We start from the raw sequence: 15617 nt of genomic DNA on the forward strand, positions 1-15617 counted from the left end.
GCGCTGCACCTGACCTTTTACGGAGTGTGCAGTATGAGTAGTAGTGGTTATGTTAATGCAGGGTGCTTATTGGTCATTTCATCATCGCTGTCGGCATCGGTGCGTGAAGATGTCCTTTCTTCATTTCTCTATGCACAATTGACCTCGACCAAGAGTTACCCGGAATTCAAGGACTTCAACGCGTGGAATGCCAGGTGTACCGAGGCATTGAAATTTCTTCTCTATAAAGAATCGGGCCGGGTGGGGGATGGTTTCTTTTCGTCTTCTGTGGATAAAAGCGTAACGTTCGAGAGCCTTGTCAGGCAACGGCTGACGCCTTTGTTGGCGCCTGATGAATGCAGCTCGTTGGATCTTTTGCTGCAACACGCCTTGAGTCTTGGAGTGCAGAGCCCTGGTCTCGATTTGTTGACGCGATACGCCGTAGAAGCGGGAAGGGCGGATAGCGGTAGTGCCCAAGTTGTCAACCGTATCAGGATCCATGCCGGCGTGGTGGATGAGTCTGCAACCCTGAGAATGCTGACAATCAACCTCGCTACCCGTACACCCATTGAACCGGGTTTTCTCAACCAGAGTTTCATGTTGAGCGAGATTGTCGGAGATGTTGAAACGAGATGCGTTGTCGCCCAACTGGGCGAAGACTACGCAGAGTACAAAAGAAAGAGGGTGCTCGACACTCTCGGTGGACGGCGTGAAAAGGAGGTTGAAAGACTTTACTGATGTGTTCTTGTTAACCCATCACGGCACCAGATAACCCTTCACCCCGGTAAAAATGATCTGCGCCGCCAGCGCACACACGAACAACCCCATCAAGCGGCTGACGATCTGCAGTCCCTGGTCGCCAAGAATGCGCTCGATGCGACCAGATAAAAACAGCACCACGCCCACGGTAAAACTGGCCAGGGCAATGCCGACAATGGCGGTGAGCTTGTCGTCCCAGTGCGGCTGGCTCACGCCCATCACCAGTAAGGCACCGATGGTGCCGGGGCCGACGGTCAGGGGAATGGTCAGCGGGACGATGGTCACATCCTGCTGCACGTTGTCAGTCTGTACCGCCGACTTGCCTTGCGCCATCCCGAGTGCCGAGATGAACAGGACGCTGCCGGCGCCGATGCGGAAGGCGTCCACGGTAATGCCGAAAACACTGAAAATCACTCGGCCGAACAGGTACAGCAGCACACTTGAGACCAGTGTGGCGACCGCTACCTTCCAGGCCAGCCGACGCTGTTCCTTGCGCGAGTAACCACGGGTCAGGCTGATGAAGCAGGACAATACGAAGAATGGGCTGTAGAGCACCAGCATCTTCAAGTAAACGCTGAACAACACTTGGAGCATGATGCCGGGCTCACTGGCGAGGGAAGTCGAGGGGGAGTCTATCAGGGGTTGCGCAGTCTGTCGGCTCAGGACGTTTGGGTCGTTGCCCGATTCTGTTGGTCTCGTTGGGCGACCCAGTGTTCGATCAACTCGCGCAACTGCGACAGTTCGACCGGTTTGGCCATGTGTCCGTCCATGCCGGCCTGCCGTGCCCGTTCTTTGTGTTCGGCCAGGATATGGGCGGTCAATGCCACTATGGGCGTACGGACACGCTGGTTGCCGACTTCCCAGGCACGCAATTGCTGGGTGGCCGAGAAGCCGTCGAGGATCGGCATTTCGCAGTCCATGAGCACCAGGTCGTAACGCTGGGCTTTCATCGCTTGCAAGGCTTCTTCGCCATTGCAGGCGGTATCCGGTTGCAGGTTGAGCTTGCTCAGCATGCCGCGGATCACCTTGGTCGAAATGCTGTTGTCTTCGGCCACCAGAATACGGAAATCGCTGGGGACCTTGACCGGCAGGGCAGGGCCGCTTGGCAGTGGCTGGGTGACGACCAGACCTTTGTTGCGTTGGGTCAGCTCGTCGGCCAGGGTGGTCTTGAGGGTGTAGCCGGCCACCGGTTTGGCGAGGATGCGCTTGATCCCGGAGTTGCGCGCGATGATCTTGCTCGGCGCATTGCTGATGCCGGTGAGCATGATCAGCAGGATGTCGTGGTTCAGGCTCGGGTCTTCCTTGATCTTGGCCGCCAGTTGCATGCCGGTCATGCCGGGCATGTTCTGGTCCAGCAAGACCACATCGAAGTAATCGCGCAAATGCGCCTTGGTGCGCAGCAGTGCCAGTGCTTCCTTGCCGGAAGGCGCGGCGCTGACGTTCAGGCCCCAGGCGCTGCATTGCTGCACCAGCACCTTGCGACAAGTGTCGTTGTCGTCCACCACCAATACCCGCGCACCTTGCAGTGGGCCGTCGAGGTCGGAGGTCGGGTGTTCGAGGCGATCCGGGTCCAGCGGCAGGGTCAGCCACAGGGTGCTGCCCTGGTTGCTGCCACTCTTGATTCCGAACTCCCCTTGCATCAAGCGGATCAGTTGGCGGGCAATCACCAGCCCCAGGTTGCCGCCCAGGTGGGTGGCCGACAGAAAATGCCGGCTGTGCAGTTCGGCGTGCATCAGGGCGTCGCGCTCTTCGGCGTCCATGGGCTCGCCGCTGTCCTGTACGGCGATACGCAGGCGTGGTTTGGAGTTGCGCTCATCGAGCGCCACGACGATGAGGATTTCGCCTTCATCGGTTTTTTTCAGGGCGTTTTCCAAAAGGCTCAACAGCGTCTGGCGCAGGCGTGTCGGATCACCGCTGATCACCCGCGGCACTTGCGGCTGGATGAAACTGATCAACTCGACGTTTTGCTGTTCGGCCTTGGCGCGGAAGATGCTCAGGCAGTCTTCGATCAGTGCGTTGAGGTCGAACTGCACATCGTCCAGTTCGATCTGTCCGGACTCGAGTTTGGAAATGTCGAGAATTTCGTTGATCAGGGTCAGCAGCTCGTTGCCGGCGCTGTGGATCGTCTGCACATAGTCGCGTTGCTTGACCGAAAGCGGTGTGCCCAGCAGCAGCTCGGTCATGCCAAGGACGCCGTTCATCGGAGTGCGGATCTCGTGGCTGATCTTCGCCAGGAACTCGGCCTTGGCGTTGATCTCGGCGTTGCTGGCCGCCAGGTCTCGGCTGATGCTGAAACGGTCTTCGGTGATGCGGCGCTGACGCTCGCTTAACGCAATGCTCATCAGCAGGCCGCTGATGCAGATGAATGCCAGCAAGGTGGTGATCAGGCCATGGGGTTCGATCAGGGTCAGCCCCAACAGTGCGGGCAGGATGACCAGCGTCCCGAGGTTGAACACCACCATGGCCGCTACGAAGAGGCGAGCCGGGCGATAACCCTTCTGCCAGTGATAGGCGCTGATGAACAGCATGGTCAGGCCCGCCAGGGCTACCAGGCCATAGGTAATGAAGTTCAGCGGCAAGGTGTTGACGAACAGCAGCATCAATCCGCAGGCGGTGATGAGCAGGACCTCGCCGAGCAGCAACCGGTTCAGCGGGTGCGGCCCGAGCGGGGAGAAGAAGCGATAGGCGAGCATCAGGCCGCAGGGCGCAGTCAGTAGCAATGCCAGATAAGCCCCCGGCGTTTGCAGTGCGTGCCAGTCCGGGAGCCAGGGGCCGGCGAGGTTCAGCAACAGTAGCAGGCTGAGCATCAGCAGCCCTTCGCACGCCGCCAGCCAGAGGGCGCTGTGCGAACGAGTGTAGGCGTAGCGGATGAGGTTGTGCAGGATCAACATGGCGATGCAACCGAACAACAGGCCATAGATCAGCGTCTGGTTGTGGTTGGCCGCTGCGATGACCGCCGATTGCAGGGTGATGTAGGGTCGCAACTGATGGTCGGAGGCCAGCCGCAGGTATACGTCCAGGGGGCTGTCGCTTTGCGGTAGGGCCAGCATGAAGTCGCTGCTGGGCAATGGCCGCTCGGATTGGGGCTGTTCGTTGCCTGTGCTGGATTGATCGATCAGCTTGTCGCCGTCCAGCACATACATGTTGAACTGGCGCAGGTCAGGCGCGAACACCCGCAGCACCTGTTCGTGTTTGCCCGGTGCAAGCTTGAATCGCAACCATAACGCGCCATCGGGCTCGGCCGCGGTGATGCGGTCGAGTTCGATAGGGCTGAATTGATTGGTGTAGCGTGCGGAACGGATGTCGCTCAGTTGCAGGTCGCCCTGTTCGTCGAGCAATACTGCCCAGCCACTGCCTTGCGCGGCCTGGGCCGGTAGCATGCAGAGCAAGGTCAGCAACGTGACGGTCAAGCTTATGGCGATCCTGAGCCAGCGCACGGCGAAATCCCTTCGTTAGGTTGATGCCAGAATATAACGATGCGCGGCGCCAGAATAGCCAGGCAATAAACGGTGTTCATTGCCTGGCGCGGTGTTTACCTTATTCCTGGTTTTCGCCACGCTCGCGGGCGATGGCACGGTAGCCAATGTCCTTGCGATAGAAACAGCCTTCCCAGTCAATCGCTGCCGCCAGCTTGTAGGCCTGCTGCTGTGCAGCGTCGACGCTGGCACCCATGGCTGTGGCGCACAGCACACGACCACCGGCCGTCACTACCTGGCCATCCTTGAGCGCAGTGCCGGCGTGGAAAACCTTGCCTTCCAGTGCGGCGGCTGCATCCAGGCCATTGATGGCCACGCCTTTGGCGTAGTCACCAGGATAGCCGCCAGCGGCCAGGACGATGCCGACGCTTGGGCGTGGATCCCATTGTGCTTCTACTTTATCCAGTGCCTGGGCCAGGGCGGCTTCGACCAGCAGTACCAGGCTCGACTGCAGACGCAGCATTACCGGTTGGGTCTCAGGGTCGCCGAAACGGCAGTTGAATTCGATGACTTTTGGGTTACCAGCCTTGTCGATCATCAGACCAGCGTACAGGAAGCCAGTGTAGACGTTGCCTTCCTCGGCCATGCCGCGCACGGTCGGCCAGATCACCAGGTCCATGACGCGCTTGTGCACGTCGGCGGTGACCACTGGCGCCGGGGAGTAAGCACCCATGCCGCCGGTGTTTGGACCGGTGTCGCCGTCGCCGACGCGTTTGTGGTCCTGGCTGGTGGCCATTGGCAGCACATTCTTGCCGTCGACCATGACGATGAAACTGGCTTCTTCGCCGTCCAGGAACTCTTCGATGACCACGCGCGAACCGGCTTCGCCAAAGGCATTGCCCGCCAGCATGTCGCGCACGGCGTCTTCGGCTTCGGCCAGGGTCATGGCGACGATCACGCCTTTGCCGGCGGCCAGGCCGTCGGCCTTGATCACGATCGGAGCGCCTTTTTCACGCAGGTAAGCCAGGGCTGGCTCGATTTCGGTGAAGTTCTGGTAATCGGCAGTCGGGATCTTGTGGCGCGCCAGGAAGTCCTTGGTGAAGGCTTTCGAACCTTCCAGCTGCGCAGCGCCAGCGGTTGGACCGAAGCAATCCAGGCCGCGGCTGCGGAACAGATCCACAACACCGGCAACCAGCGGCACTTCTGGGCCAACGATGGTCAGGGAAACGTTTTTCTCGGCAAAGTCTGCCAGTTGCTCAAGCGCCAGTACGTCGATGGCGACGTTCTCGCACTTGGCTTCGATGGCGGTACCGGCATTGCCCGGAGCCACGAAGACCTTCTGCACGCGCGGATCCTGAGCCACTTTCCAGGCCAGGGCGTGTTCACGGCCACCGCTGCCAATGATCAAAACATTCATTTCAAAAACCTCGGATGACGCTAATTCTGTTGAGCACCGCTGGGATGCTTTACCTGTGGGAGCGGGCTTGCTCGCGAAAGCGGTGTGTCAGTCACATGAATACTGAATGTGCTGCCGTCTTCGCGAGCAAGCCCGCTCCCACATTTGAATCGGTGTATCAGTGACGGAAGTGGCGCATGCCGGTGAAGACCATGGCGATGCCGGCTTCGTCGGCAGCAGCAATCACTTCAGCATCACGCATCGAACCGCCTGGCTGGATCACGGCAGTCACGCCCGCCTTGGCCGCATTGTCCAGACCGTCGCGGAACGGGAAGAATGCGTCGGAGGCCATCACTGAACCGGCTACCTGCAGGCCAGCGTGCTCGGCCTTGATCGCGGCAATGCGCGCGGAGTTCACGCGGCTCATCTGGCCGGCGCCGACACCGATGGTCTGGCGATTCTTGGCGTAGACGATAGCGTTGGACTTCACGTACTTGGCGACTTTCCAGGCGAAGATCAGGTCGTGGATTTCCTGCTCGGTCGGAGCGCGCTTGGTCACCACTTTCAGGTCGTCGGCGCTGATCATGCCGATATCGCGGCTCTGCACCAGCAGGCCACCGTTGACGCGCTTGTAATCCCAGGCAGCAGCGCGGTCAGCCGACCACTCGCCGCAGGCCAGCAGGCGCACGTTGGCTTTGGCGGCGACAATGGCGCGGGCTTCTTCGCTGACGCTTGGGGCGATGATCACTTCGACGAACTGACGCTCGACGATGGCCTTGGCGGTCTCGGCGTCCAGCTCGCGGTTGAAGGCGATGATGCCGCCGAAAGCGGATTCGGTGTCGGTGGCGTAGGCCAGGTCGTAGGCCTTGCGGATGCCGCCTTCGGCATCAGGGCTGACAGCCACGCCGCACGGGTTGGCGTGCTTGACGATCACGCAAGCCGGCTTGACGAAGCTCTTCACGCATTCCAGCGCGGCGTCGGTGTCGGCCACGTTGTTGTACGACAGTTCCTTGCCTTGCAGTTGGGTCGCGGTGGCGATGCCGACTTCGGCAGGCTTGGCTTCCACGTAGAACGCCGCGCTCTGGTGCGGGTTCTCGCCGTAGCGCATTTCCTGGGCCTTGATGAACTGGCTGTTGAAGGTGCGCGGGAATTCGCTGCGACCTTCGGTGCTGAGGGTGTCAGCAGCCTGGTTCACGGTGCCCATGTAGTTGGCGATCATGCCGTCGTAGGCGGCGGTGTGCTCGAAGGCCTTGAGCATCAGGTCGAAACGCTGAGCGTAGGTCAGGCCACCGGCCTTGAGGTTTTCCAGAACGCTGGCGTAATCGCTGGCGTTGACCACGATGGCCACGTCCTTGTGGTTCTTGGCCGCGGAGCGGACCATGGTCGGGCCGCCGATGTCGATGTTCTCGATGGCGGTCGGCAGGTCGCAGCCTGGCTTGTTGATGGTGGCTTCGAACGGGTACAGGTTGACCGCTACCAGGTCGATCGGCTTGATGCCGTGCTCGTTCATGATGGCGTCGTCGATACCACGACGACCGAGGATCCCGCCGTGGATTTTCGGGTGCAGGGTTTTCACCCGGCCGTCCATCATTTCCGCGAAACCGGTGTAATCAGCGACTTCCACTGCGGCAACGCCGTTGTCCTGCAGCAGCTTGAACGTCCCGCCGGTGGAGAGGATCTCGACGCCCAGGGCTTCAAGCTCCTTGGCGAATTCGAGGATCCCGGTCTTGTCGGAAACGCTGATCAAGGCGCGGCGGATCGGCAGGCGGGTAGTCTGGTCGGTCATCTCAATTTCCATCAAAAGCAAAGGAAGTCAGCAAAAAAGGCGACCGGTTTTACGCGGGCGCCTTTCTGGTTTTATTGAATGCTTACAGCAAATCGTACTGCTTGAGTTTCTTGCGCAGCGTGCCCCGGTTCAGTCCGAGCATCTCGCTGGCCTTGGTCTGGTTGCCCTTGACGTAGTTCATCACGCACTCGAGCAGGGGAGCCTCGACTTCGGAGAGCACCAGGTTGTACACATCCGTGACGGCAGCGCCCTCAAGGTGGGCGAAATAATTGTGCAGCGCCTTCTCGACACTCCCGCGAAGGGTCTGGCCTTCTTCGCTTGGCGTATTGAGGTGCTGTTTCAAATTTACGTTGTCGCTCACGGGTGTTGTTCCACTCACTAAAGTCTCGGTCATCATCGTCATGCGGCCACCCACTCTCCGTCCCCTGTCAGGCTCTTGTAACGCTCGGCGAAAAATGCCCGAACGTTGGCGCATTGTGTATCCGTACCATCCAAACGATTGAAGTGGGCGCGAAACTCCCTGGCGCCCGGCAGGGTTGCGAGATACCAGCCCACATGCTTTCGAGCAATGCGCACGCCCATGACATCGCCATAGAAGGCGTGCAGGGCAGCCAGATGCTCTAGCAGAATGCGTTCCACCTCGATCAGCTCCAGCGCCGGGAGTTTCTCGCCGGTACGCAGGTAGTGGTCGATCTCGCGAAAAATCCATGGCCGCCCCTGGGCAGCCCGGCCAATCAACAAGCCATCGGCACCGGTCGCGTCGAGCACGTACCGGGCTTTTTCCGGCGAATCGATATCGCCATTGGCGAAGACCGGGATCGACACCGCCTGCTTGATCGCGGCAATGGTGTCGTACTCGGCTTCACCGGTGTACAGGTCGGCACGGGTGCGGCCATGCACTGCCAGCGCCGTAATGCCTGCCTGCTCGGCGATCTTCGCCACCGTCAGGCCGTTCTTGTTGTCCCGGTCCCAACCGGTCCGGATCTTCAGGGTAACCGGCACATCGACCGCAGCCACGACGGCCTGCAGGATCTCGGTTACCAGAGGTTCATCCTTCAACAGTGCGGAACCGGCAGCCTTGTTGCAGACTTTTTTCGCCGGACAGCCCATGTTGATATCAATAATCTGCGCGCCCATTTCAACGTTGGCACGGGCGGCGTCCGCCAGCATCTGCGCGTCCCCACCGGCGATCTGTACCGAGCGTGGCTCGGGATCACCTTCGTGGATCATGCGCATGCGCGACTTGCGGGTGTTCCACAAACTCATGTCGCTGGTGACCATTTCCGAGACTACTAGCCCCGCGCCCAAGCGCTTGCACAGCTGACGAAAGGGCTGGTCGGTGACACCCGCCATGGGGGCGAGGATCAAGCTGTTATGCAATGTGTATGGACCGATGCGTACCGCCGACATAGGACTTCCCTGTTGTGGGGCCGGATCATGAGAGTTCGAAAAAGGGTTGGCATGATACCCGCTCTCGATGACTGGATAAAGGCTGAATTGAACAAAATCTGAACAGTTAATCTGTTATTACCCGTGGTTTGGTTTGCCAGGGGGAGTCAGAAAGTCAGCGTCAATCGGGGATCGATGAAGCGTTTCACTCCGGCGAGTGAAAGCTCAGACTGTAGTTCACGGCCTTGGCGCCGGGGTCGAGAATGTCCAGGGCGATGTGGATCGGCGTTTGCGGAGGCATTTCCGCCATGCCTTCGAGATCACCATTGAGGTATTCACCGGGTTTGAAGCGGCGACTGGCTATTAGATGGCCATTGAGGTCGGCGAAGCGCAGTTCCAGCAGCGGGAAGGGCTGGGAGAAGGGCGCGCGGTTGTAGATGATTGCGTCGACCACCAGGGCGCCGTTGAACTCGGGATGGCTGCGTACAACCAGGTTGCTGCTTTTGATCTTCGCAATGTCGACTTTGGAGGGCACGGTGCAGCCGATCTGCGGGCACAGTTGCTGGAACCACGGGCGATATTGATCCTGTCGCGCCAGTTCGTCGAAATGGTAGGCGATGTACTGGCCTGCGAGGGCGCCAGCGGCAATCAGCACCAGCAGCAACCACAGCAGCCGTCGGCCCCAGGGCGAGCGGCGTTTTTGCCAGTCCAGTTGCAGCGGGTCGTCGGTCAGGTCTTGCAGCACTTCGGCGCGTACGCCTTGCTCGCTGCGTTCGCGTCGCTTGCGCAGCGGTTCGATCGAGGGCAGGTCGTCGTCGATTTCGCTCTCGTCGGCGGCCGACAGGCTTTCGTGGTGCAGCGGCGCATCGAGAGGGTCGTGCAGGCGCAACTGGGGTGGCTGCGGTTCGTCGTCGAGATCAACCGGCTCCAGGGACAGCGAAGGCTCGGTGCGCGAGGCTTTGCCCGGTTCAGTCGACGGCTCTGGCGATTCAAGGCTGTCGAGCGGTTCGTCGACTTGCGCGCGATCAGCCGCCGATTCACTGAACAGGCTGTCGGACCATTGCTCCTCGTCATCCTGCCCGGTGCTGTCGCGACGGGCGCTCAGCGAGTCGTCGCGATGGCGGCCGAGTTCGGTGGTCGGCTGGATTTCCCGCTGTTCGAGCCGGGCGAGTTCTTCGTCGAGGTCGAGACTGTCAAGGTCCAGCTCGGTCGCACTCCATTGCTTTTGGCTGATGGCACGCGGTTCTGCGGGGTCCGGCGTTTCGGCAATGACCGGAGCGGTCGGAGCAACCGGTTCTTTGCCGGCCTGCTCAAGCAGCTGTTTGGCTGCGTTGAACACTTGCAGGCAGGAGCCGCAACGAACCACTCCGCGAGCCACGCTCAATTGGGCATGGCTGACGCGGAAGCTGGTTTGGCAATGCGGGCACTGGGTGACGAAGCTATCGGTCATGCGGCGATCCGGATTATGCAGGCGGCCATTCTAGCGCCGACGGCCAGTGATGCGCACCCAGCCATCGCGATTGGCGATCGGGTCCAGATCGAAGTCCTTGGCGTAGGCGGCAGCGACGTCGTCGCCCTGTTCGGCGAGGATGCCCGACAGCGCCAGGCGCCCGCCCGACTTGACCAGGCGGGACAGCTGCGGTGCCAGCGAGACCAGCGGGCCGGCGAGAATGTTGGCTACCAGCACGTCCGCCTGCACTTGCGGCAAGTCTTCCGGCAGGTACAGCGGGAACAGATGTTCGGCAATGTTGTTGCGTCCGGCGTTGTCGCGGGAGGCTTCCAGCGCCTGCACATCGATATCGGTGCCCACGGCCTCTTTGGCGCCGAGCAGCAGCGCAGCAATCGCCAGGATCCCCGAGCCGCAACCGAAGTCCAGCACATTGCAGTCTTTGAGGTCCTGACCGTCGAGCCATTCCAGGCACAGCGCGGTGGTCGGGTGGGTGCCGGTGCCGAACGCCAGGCCTGGGTCCAGCAGCAAATTCACGGCATCAGGTTCCGGCGCGGCGTGCCAGCTCGGCACGATCCACAGGCGCTGGCCGAAACGCATCGGCTGGAAACCGTCCATCCAGCTGCGTTCCCAGTCCTGGTCTTCGATCACTTCGCTGTGGTGTTCAGGCAGTGGGCTGCCGGTCAGCAACTCCAGGTGGGCCAGTACCGGGCCGGGCTCGGTGCCACCCTCGAACAGGGCCAGCAGGTGCGTGTGCGACCACAGTGGCGTGGTGTTGAGTTCCGGCTCGAAGATCGGCTGATCTTCGGCGTCCATGAAGGTCACCGACACGGCGCCCACTTCAAGGAAAGCGTCTTCATAGGTTTCGGCTTGTTCTGGGCTGATGGCGAGACGTACTTGCAGCCAAGGCATGGCGGGCACCTTTGAAAAATGTTGATTGCAGCCTAGCGGGCTGCGAGAAGCGCGCAAGTTTACGCGAGAGTGCGGGTTTTGTGGGAGCTGCATTAGCTGCGCAGATGTTGAGCGAAGCAGGGCCCTGTGGGAGCGGGCTTGCTCGCGAAGAGGGAGTGTCAGTTAATGAATGTTTGGCTGATACGCCGCTTTCGCGAGCAAGCCCGCTCCCACAATGGGATTTGAGTTACTTCCAGATACAACAAAGCCGCCCGAAGGCGGCTTTGTCGATGGGGTCGAAGCTTAGTGCTTCTCGGCAGCCAGCTTGTGCTCGAGGTAGTGAATGTTCACGCCCCCTTTGCAGAAGCCTTCGTCGCGGGTCAGGTCGCGGTGCAGCGGGATGTTGGTCTTGATCCCGTCGACAACGATCTCGTCCAGCGCATTGCGCATGCGCGCCATGGCTTCGTCACGGGTTGCACCGTAAGTGATCAGCTTGCCGATCAACGAGTCGTAGTTCGGCGGAACGGCATAACCACTGTACAGGTGCGAATCGACGCGAACGCCGTTGCCGCCTGGGGCGTGGAAATGCTTGACCGTGCCCGGGCTCGGCATGAAGGTTTTCGGGTCTTCGGCGTTGATCCGGCATTCCAGCGCGTGACCGCGGATGACCACGTCATCCTGGGTGAACGACAGCTTGTTGCCGGCGGCGATGCTGAGCATCTCCTTGACGATGTCGATACCGGTGACCATTTCCGAAACCGGGTGCTCTACCTGGACACGAGTGTTCATCTCGATGAAGTAGAAACGACCGTTTTCGTACAGGAACTCGAAAGTGCCTGCACCACGGTAACCGATGTCGATGCACGCCTTGACGCAACGAGCCAGAACTTCCTGGCGGGCCTGTTCGTCGATGCCCGGTGCTGGCGCTTCTTCGAGAACCTTCTGGTGGCGACGTTGCAGCGAGCAGTCGCGGTCACCCAGATGGATGGCCTGGCCCTGGCCGTCGGACAGCACCTGGACTTCGACGTGACGCGGGTTGGTCAGGAATTTTTCCAGATAGACCATCGGGTTGCCGAACGCCGCGCCAGCTTCGGTGCGGGTCAGTTTGGCGAAGGAGATCAGGTCTTCTTCCTTGTGTACCACGCGCATGCCGCGACCACCGCCGCCGCCAGCGGCCTTGATGATCACCGGGTAACCGACTTCGCGACCAATGCGCAGGGCGGTTTCTTCGTCTTCCGGCAGCGGGCCGTCAGAACCCGGAACGGTCGGTACGCCAGCAGCGATCATGGCGTGCTTGGCCGATACCTTGTCGCCCATCAGGCGAATGGTGTCGGCTTTCGGGCCAATGAACGCGAAGCCGGAATTCTCGACCTGTTCGGCAAAGTCGGCGTTTTCCGCAAGGAAGCCGTAGCCCGGGTGAATGGCGGTGGCGCCAGTCACTTCGGCCGCGGCAATGATTGCCGGAATGTGCAGGTAGGAGTGGGCCGCCGATGCCGGACCGATGCAGACGGATTCGTCTGCCAGGCCCAGGTGCATCAGTTCCTTGTCAGCCTTGGAGTAAACGGCGACGGTCTTGATGCCCATCTCTTTGCAGGCGCGCAGGATCCGCAGGGCGATCTCACCGCGGTTGGCGATCAGAACTTTTTCCAACTTCGCAGTCATCAAAGGCTCTCCGCGGTTCAAACGATGGTGAACAGCGGTTGGTCGTACTCAACCGGCTGGCCGTCTTCGACGAGGATGGATTCGATCACACCGCTGGTTTCAGCTTCGATGTGGTTCATCATCTTCATGGCTTCAACGATGCACAGGGTGTCGCCTTTCTTCACGGTCTGGCCGACTTCTACGAAGGACGGCGAGGTTGGCGAAGATTTGCGATAGAACGTACCAACCATCGGCGAACGGGCAACGGTGCCGTTCAACGCTGGAGCGGCGGCAGCAGCAGGTGCCGCAGCGGCAGCCGGAGCGGCGGCAGGCGCGGCAACCGGAGCAGGCATTGGAGCCGGTGCGTAGTACTGCTGAGCCGGGGTCTTGCTATGACGGCTGATACGTACGGACTCTTCGCCTTCCTTGATCTCGAGCTCGTCGATGCCGGACTCTTCCAGCAATTCGATCAGTTTCTTAACTTTACGGATATCCATGAATCATCAACTCCCAAGGGTCGGTCAGGGGCGGTTAACTTGTAGTTCAAGCTGTTCCAGGGCGGCCTCCAGGGCCAGTCGATAACCGCTGGCGCCAAGGCCGCAGATCACTCCCACCGCTACGTCGGAGAAGTAAGAGTGATGGCGGAAAGGTTCGCGTTTGTGCACGTTAGACAAATGCACTTCGATGAATGGGATGCTCACCGCCAGCAGCGCGTCACGTAATGCGACACTTGTATGTGTAAAAGCTGCTGGGTTGATCAGAATGAAGTCCACGCCTTCGGTGCGGGCGGCGTGAATGCGGTCGATCAATTCATACTCGGCATTGCTTTGCAGGTGCAGCAGATGGTGACCGGCTTCGCGGGCACGGCGTTCCAGGTCCTGGTTGATCTGCGCCAGCGTCGTGGCGCCGTAGGTGCCCGGTTCACGAGTGCCGAGCAGGTTCAGGTTGGGTCCGTGCAGAACGAGTAGCGTCGCCATCGGCGGTTCCTTTGTTATCTGTGTGCAGTTGTCAGAACCCGGCGACTATGCCGCAAAGCCTTTGTGACTGTCCAGTTCTCTGCAATAGCCAGCACGATGACCGATGTTTGCGCGAAATATATAACTGCTTGATTAAATGTGGTCATTCGCCCTGGCAACACGATCGGCGAAGTCTTTGGCGTTGATCTCGCCGATCACCCGCACATTGGCGCGTTCGACGCCGTCCTTGCCGAAAAATATCAGGGCGGGCGGGCCGAACAACTGGTAACGGTCGAGCAGGGCGCGTTGCTCGGCGTTGCTGGCGGTGATGTCGAAGCGGACCAGCCGGTAGCCCTTGAGGTGTTCGACGACGACAGGGTCGTTGAGCACTTCGTGCTCGATGACTTTGCAACTGATACACCAGTCGGCGTACCAGTCGAGCAGCAGCGGGGTGCCAGACGACCGGGCCTCGGCGAGCACGCGGTCCAGATCGGCGGGTGTGCTGATGGTTTGCCAGGCACTGGAGTCTTGCCCAAGCTGGTTGCTCTCGACGACGCGCGGCTGGCCAATCGGATTGAAGGGGTCGGTCTGGCCGCTGAATGCGCCGTACCAGCAGGCCAGGGCGTAAAACACCAGGAACATTCCGAGCAACTGCCCGAGGCGCTTGCGCGGCGGCTTGTAGACGAACTCCAGCGCGCCCATGAACAACCCGACGCCACCGGCCAGAAGGCCGATCAACAACAAAGTGATCTGGCCCGGCAGTACGCGGCTGAGCAGGCCTATCGCCAGTCCCAGCAACAGCACACCAATCGCGTTTTTCACGTAGACCAGCCATGGGCCGCTTTTCGGCAGCCAGGCTGCGCCACCGGTGGCCACCAGCAATAGCGGTGCGCCCATGCCGAGGCCGAGCATGAACAGTTTCAAGCCGCCGCCCAGCGCATCGCCGCTGGCGCTGATGTACAGCAGTGCGCCGGCCAAGGGCGCGGAAACACAGGGTGAAACCAGCAAGCTGGAGACCACGCCCAACACCGCGGCGCCCCACAGGGACCCACCTTCGGTGCGGCCGGCGATGCGGTCCAGGCGACTGCTGATGGCGTGCGGTAACTTGAGTTCGAAGACGCCGAACATCGCCAAGGCAAATACGGCGAAAAACATTGCGAACGGCACCAGCACCCAGGCCGATTGCAGGCGCGCCTGCAGATTGAGTTGGGCACCGAACAGGCCCATCAGGGCTCCGAGCAGGGCAAAGCAGGCGGCCATCGGCAGCACATAGGCCAGTGACAGATTGAAACCACGCCAGCCGCCGACCTGGCCGCGCAGTACCACACCGGAAAGGATCGGCAACATGGGCAACACGCAGGGCGTGAACGTCAGGCCCAGGCCGGCGAGGAAAAACAACGCCAGTTCGCGCCAGCTCCAAGCATAAGCCGTCGCCGGAGCGCCGCCGCCGTCGATGCTCAAACGCTCGGTTTCCGGCGGATAGCACAGGCCTTTGTCGGCGCAGCCTTGATAGGTCACGGCCAGGGTGAAGGCGCGTGGGTCGGTGCGCGGTAGCTCGACATCGAGAATGCCGTGGTAGACCTCGACATCGCCGAAGTATTCATCGTGTTTTTTCTGGCCGTCGGGCAGTTTCGCCGCGCCGAGGACGACTTCGGCCGGATCGGCGCGAAACTGAAAACGGTGACGGTAGAGGTAATAACCTTCGGTGGCGACGAAGCGCAGCTTGATCGATTGCGGTGTACTTTCTACCAGGCTCAGCTTGAAGGCTTCGCGAACCGGCAGGAAATCGGCGCTGTTGTTGATCGAGCCCAAGGTGGAGCTGGGTCGGTTCTCCAGCAGGCCAGTGGCGCCGGCCGGCAGGGCGAACACTAAAAACAGCAGGCAGAGCAAGCGGCGCATGACGATCTCGCGTATCGGAATTGGGGGGATGATAGCGGACAGTCGAAGTGTATGCAGG

13 protein-coding genes are annotated in these 15617 nt (G+C 60.7%); 1 reads left to right on the forward strand and 12 read right to left on the reverse strand.

The window, feature by feature from the left end:
* Window positions 1-33 precede the first annotated feature (33 nt).
* Window positions 34-717 (forward strand): hypothetical protein, encoded by a 684-nt coding sequence (locus tag QMK54_RS03030; RefSeq protein ID WP_320402040.1) that lies wholly within the window; start codon window positions 34-36, stop codon window positions 715-717.
* An 18-nt stretch (window positions 718-735) separates the two neighbouring features.
* Here the strand turns inward: QMK54_RS03030 and QMK54_RS03035 are convergent, their stop codons facing one another.
* From QMK54_RS03035 to QMK54_RS03090, 12 genes are all read right to left on the reverse strand, one after another.
* Complete coding sequence (locus tag QMK54_RS03035) at window positions 736-1332, reverse strand: MarC family protein (protein ID WP_223594022.1); 597 nt, start codon at window positions 1330-1332, stop codon at window positions 736-738.
* 65 nt (window positions 1333-1397) lie between these two features.
* Window positions 1398-4175 carry a hybrid sensor histidine kinase/response regulator gene (locus tag QMK54_RS03040; RefSeq protein ID WP_320402041.1) on the reverse strand — a complete coding sequence of 926 codons (2778 nt, stop codon included), beginning with the start codon at window positions 4173-4175 and terminating at the stop codon, window positions 1398-1400.
* Window positions 4176-4275: 100 nt separating this feature from the next.
* Window positions 4276-5571 (reverse strand): phosphoribosylamine--glycine ligase, encoded by a 1296-nt coding sequence (purD, locus tag QMK54_RS03045; RefSeq protein WP_110657359.1) that lies wholly within the window; start codon window positions 5569-5571, stop codon window positions 4276-4278.
* Between the two features lie 157 nt (window positions 5572-5728).
* A complete protein-coding gene (gene purH, locus QMK54_RS03050) occupies window positions 5729-7336 on the reverse strand; it encodes a bifunctional phosphoribosylaminoimidazolecarboxamide formyltransferase/IMP cyclohydrolase (protein ID WP_320402042.1) in 1608 nt (535 codons plus the stop codon).
* An 82-nt stretch (window positions 7337-7418) separates the two neighbouring features.
* Entirely contained in the window at window positions 7419-7739 is a 321-nt protein-coding gene (gene fis, locus QMK54_RS03055; RefSeq protein ID WP_015093301.1) for a DNA-binding transcriptional regulator Fis, read from the reverse strand.
* Window positions 7736-8746 carry a tRNA dihydrouridine synthase DusB gene (dusB, locus tag QMK54_RS03060; protein WP_103397188.1) on the reverse strand — a complete coding sequence of 337 codons (1011 nt, stop codon included), beginning with the start codon at window positions 8744-8746 and terminating at the stop codon, window positions 7736-7738. Before dusB ends, fis begins: the two co-directional genes overlap by 4 nt.
* Before the next feature lie 184 nt (window positions 8747-8930).
* A complete protein-coding gene (locus tag QMK54_RS03065; RefSeq protein ID WP_320402043.1) occupies window positions 8931-10175 on the reverse strand; it encodes a DUF3426 domain-containing protein in 1245 nt (414 codons plus the stop codon).
* Between the two features lie 30 nt (window positions 10176-10205).
* Window positions 10206-11084, reverse strand: a complete 879-nt coding sequence (prmA, locus tag QMK54_RS03070; RefSeq protein ID WP_110657352.1) for a 50S ribosomal protein L11 methyltransferase — start codon at window positions 11082-11084, stop codon at window positions 10206-10208.
* Window positions 11085-11366: 282 nt separating this feature from the next.
* Entirely contained in the window at window positions 11367-12725 is a 1359-nt protein-coding gene (gene accC / locus QMK54_RS03075) for an acetyl-CoA carboxylase biotin carboxylase subunit (protein ID WP_110662154.1), read from the reverse strand.
* Between the two features lie 17 nt (window positions 12726-12742).
* Window positions 12743-13201, reverse strand: a complete 459-nt coding sequence (gene accB / locus QMK54_RS03080) for an acetyl-CoA carboxylase biotin carboxyl carrier protein (protein ID WP_110662153.1) — start codon at window positions 13199-13201, stop codon at window positions 12743-12745.
* A 24-nt stretch (window positions 13202-13225) separates the two neighbouring features.
* Entirely contained in the window at window positions 13226-13681 is a 456-nt protein-coding gene (gene aroQ / locus QMK54_RS03085) for a type II 3-dehydroquinate dehydratase (RefSeq protein ID WP_110662152.1), read from the reverse strand.
* A gap of 132 nt (window positions 13682-13813) precedes the next feature.
* Window positions 13814-15559 carry a protein-disulfide reductase DsbD gene (locus tag QMK54_RS03090; protein WP_320402044.1) on the reverse strand — a complete coding sequence of 582 codons (1746 nt, stop codon included), beginning with the start codon at window positions 15557-15559 and terminating at the stop codon, window positions 13814-13816.
* Between the last annotated feature and the right edge of the window lie 58 nt (window positions 15560-15617).

The organism is Pseudomonas sp. P5_109 (assembly GCF_034009455.1).
In the GTDB taxonomy this organism is placed as follows: domain Bacteria; phylum Pseudomonadota; class Gammaproteobacteria; order Pseudomonadales; family Pseudomonadaceae; genus Aquipseudomonas.

Excerpts from the sequence above, each read along its gene's own strand:
- QMK54_RS03030 (WP_320402040.1), top strand. The coding sequence starts at position 34 with ATGAGTAGTAGTGGTTATGTTAATGCAGGGTGCTTATTGGTCATTTCA.
- QMK54_RS03035 (WP_223594022.1), bottom strand. The coding sequence starts at position 1,332 with ATGCTCCAAGTGTTGTTCAGCGTTTACTTGAAGATGCTGGTGCTCTAC.
- purD (WP_110657359.1), bottom strand. The coding sequence starts at position 5,571 with ATGAATGTTTTGATCATTGGCAGCGGTGGCCGTGAACACGCCCTGGCC.
- purH (WP_320402042.1), bottom strand. The coding sequence starts at position 7,336 with ATGACCGACCAGACTACCCGCCTGCCGATCCGCCGCGCCTTGATCAGC.
- fis (WP_015093301.1), bottom strand. The coding sequence starts at position 7,739 with ATGACGATGATGACCGAGACTTTAGTGAGTGGAACAACACCCGTGAGC.
- dusB (WP_103397188.1), bottom strand. The coding sequence starts at position 8,746 with ATGTCGGCGGTACGCATCGGTCCATACACATTGCATAACAGCTTGATC.
- QMK54_RS03065 (WP_320402043.1), bottom strand. The coding sequence starts at position 10,175 with ATGACCGATAGCTTCGTCACCCAGTGCCCGCATTGCCAAACCAGCTTC.
- prmA (WP_110657352.1), bottom strand. The coding sequence starts at position 11,084 with ATGCCTTGGCTGCAAGTACGTCTCGCCATCAGCCCAGAACAAGCCGAA.
- accC (WP_110662154.1), bottom strand. The coding sequence starts at position 12,725 with ATGACTGCGAAGTTGGAAAAAGTTCTGATCGCCAACCGCGGTGAGATC.
- accB (WP_110662153.1), bottom strand. The coding sequence starts at position 13,201 with ATGGATATCCGTAAAGTTAAGAAACTGATCGAATTGCTGGAAGAGTCC.
- aroQ (WP_110662152.1), bottom strand. The coding sequence starts at position 13,681 with ATGGCGACGCTACTCGTTCTGCACGGACCCAACCTGAACCTGCTCGGC.
- QMK54_RS03090 (WP_320402044.1), bottom strand. The coding sequence starts at position 15,559 with ATGCGCCGCTTGCTCTGCCTGCTGTTTTTAGTGTTCGCCCTGCCGGCC.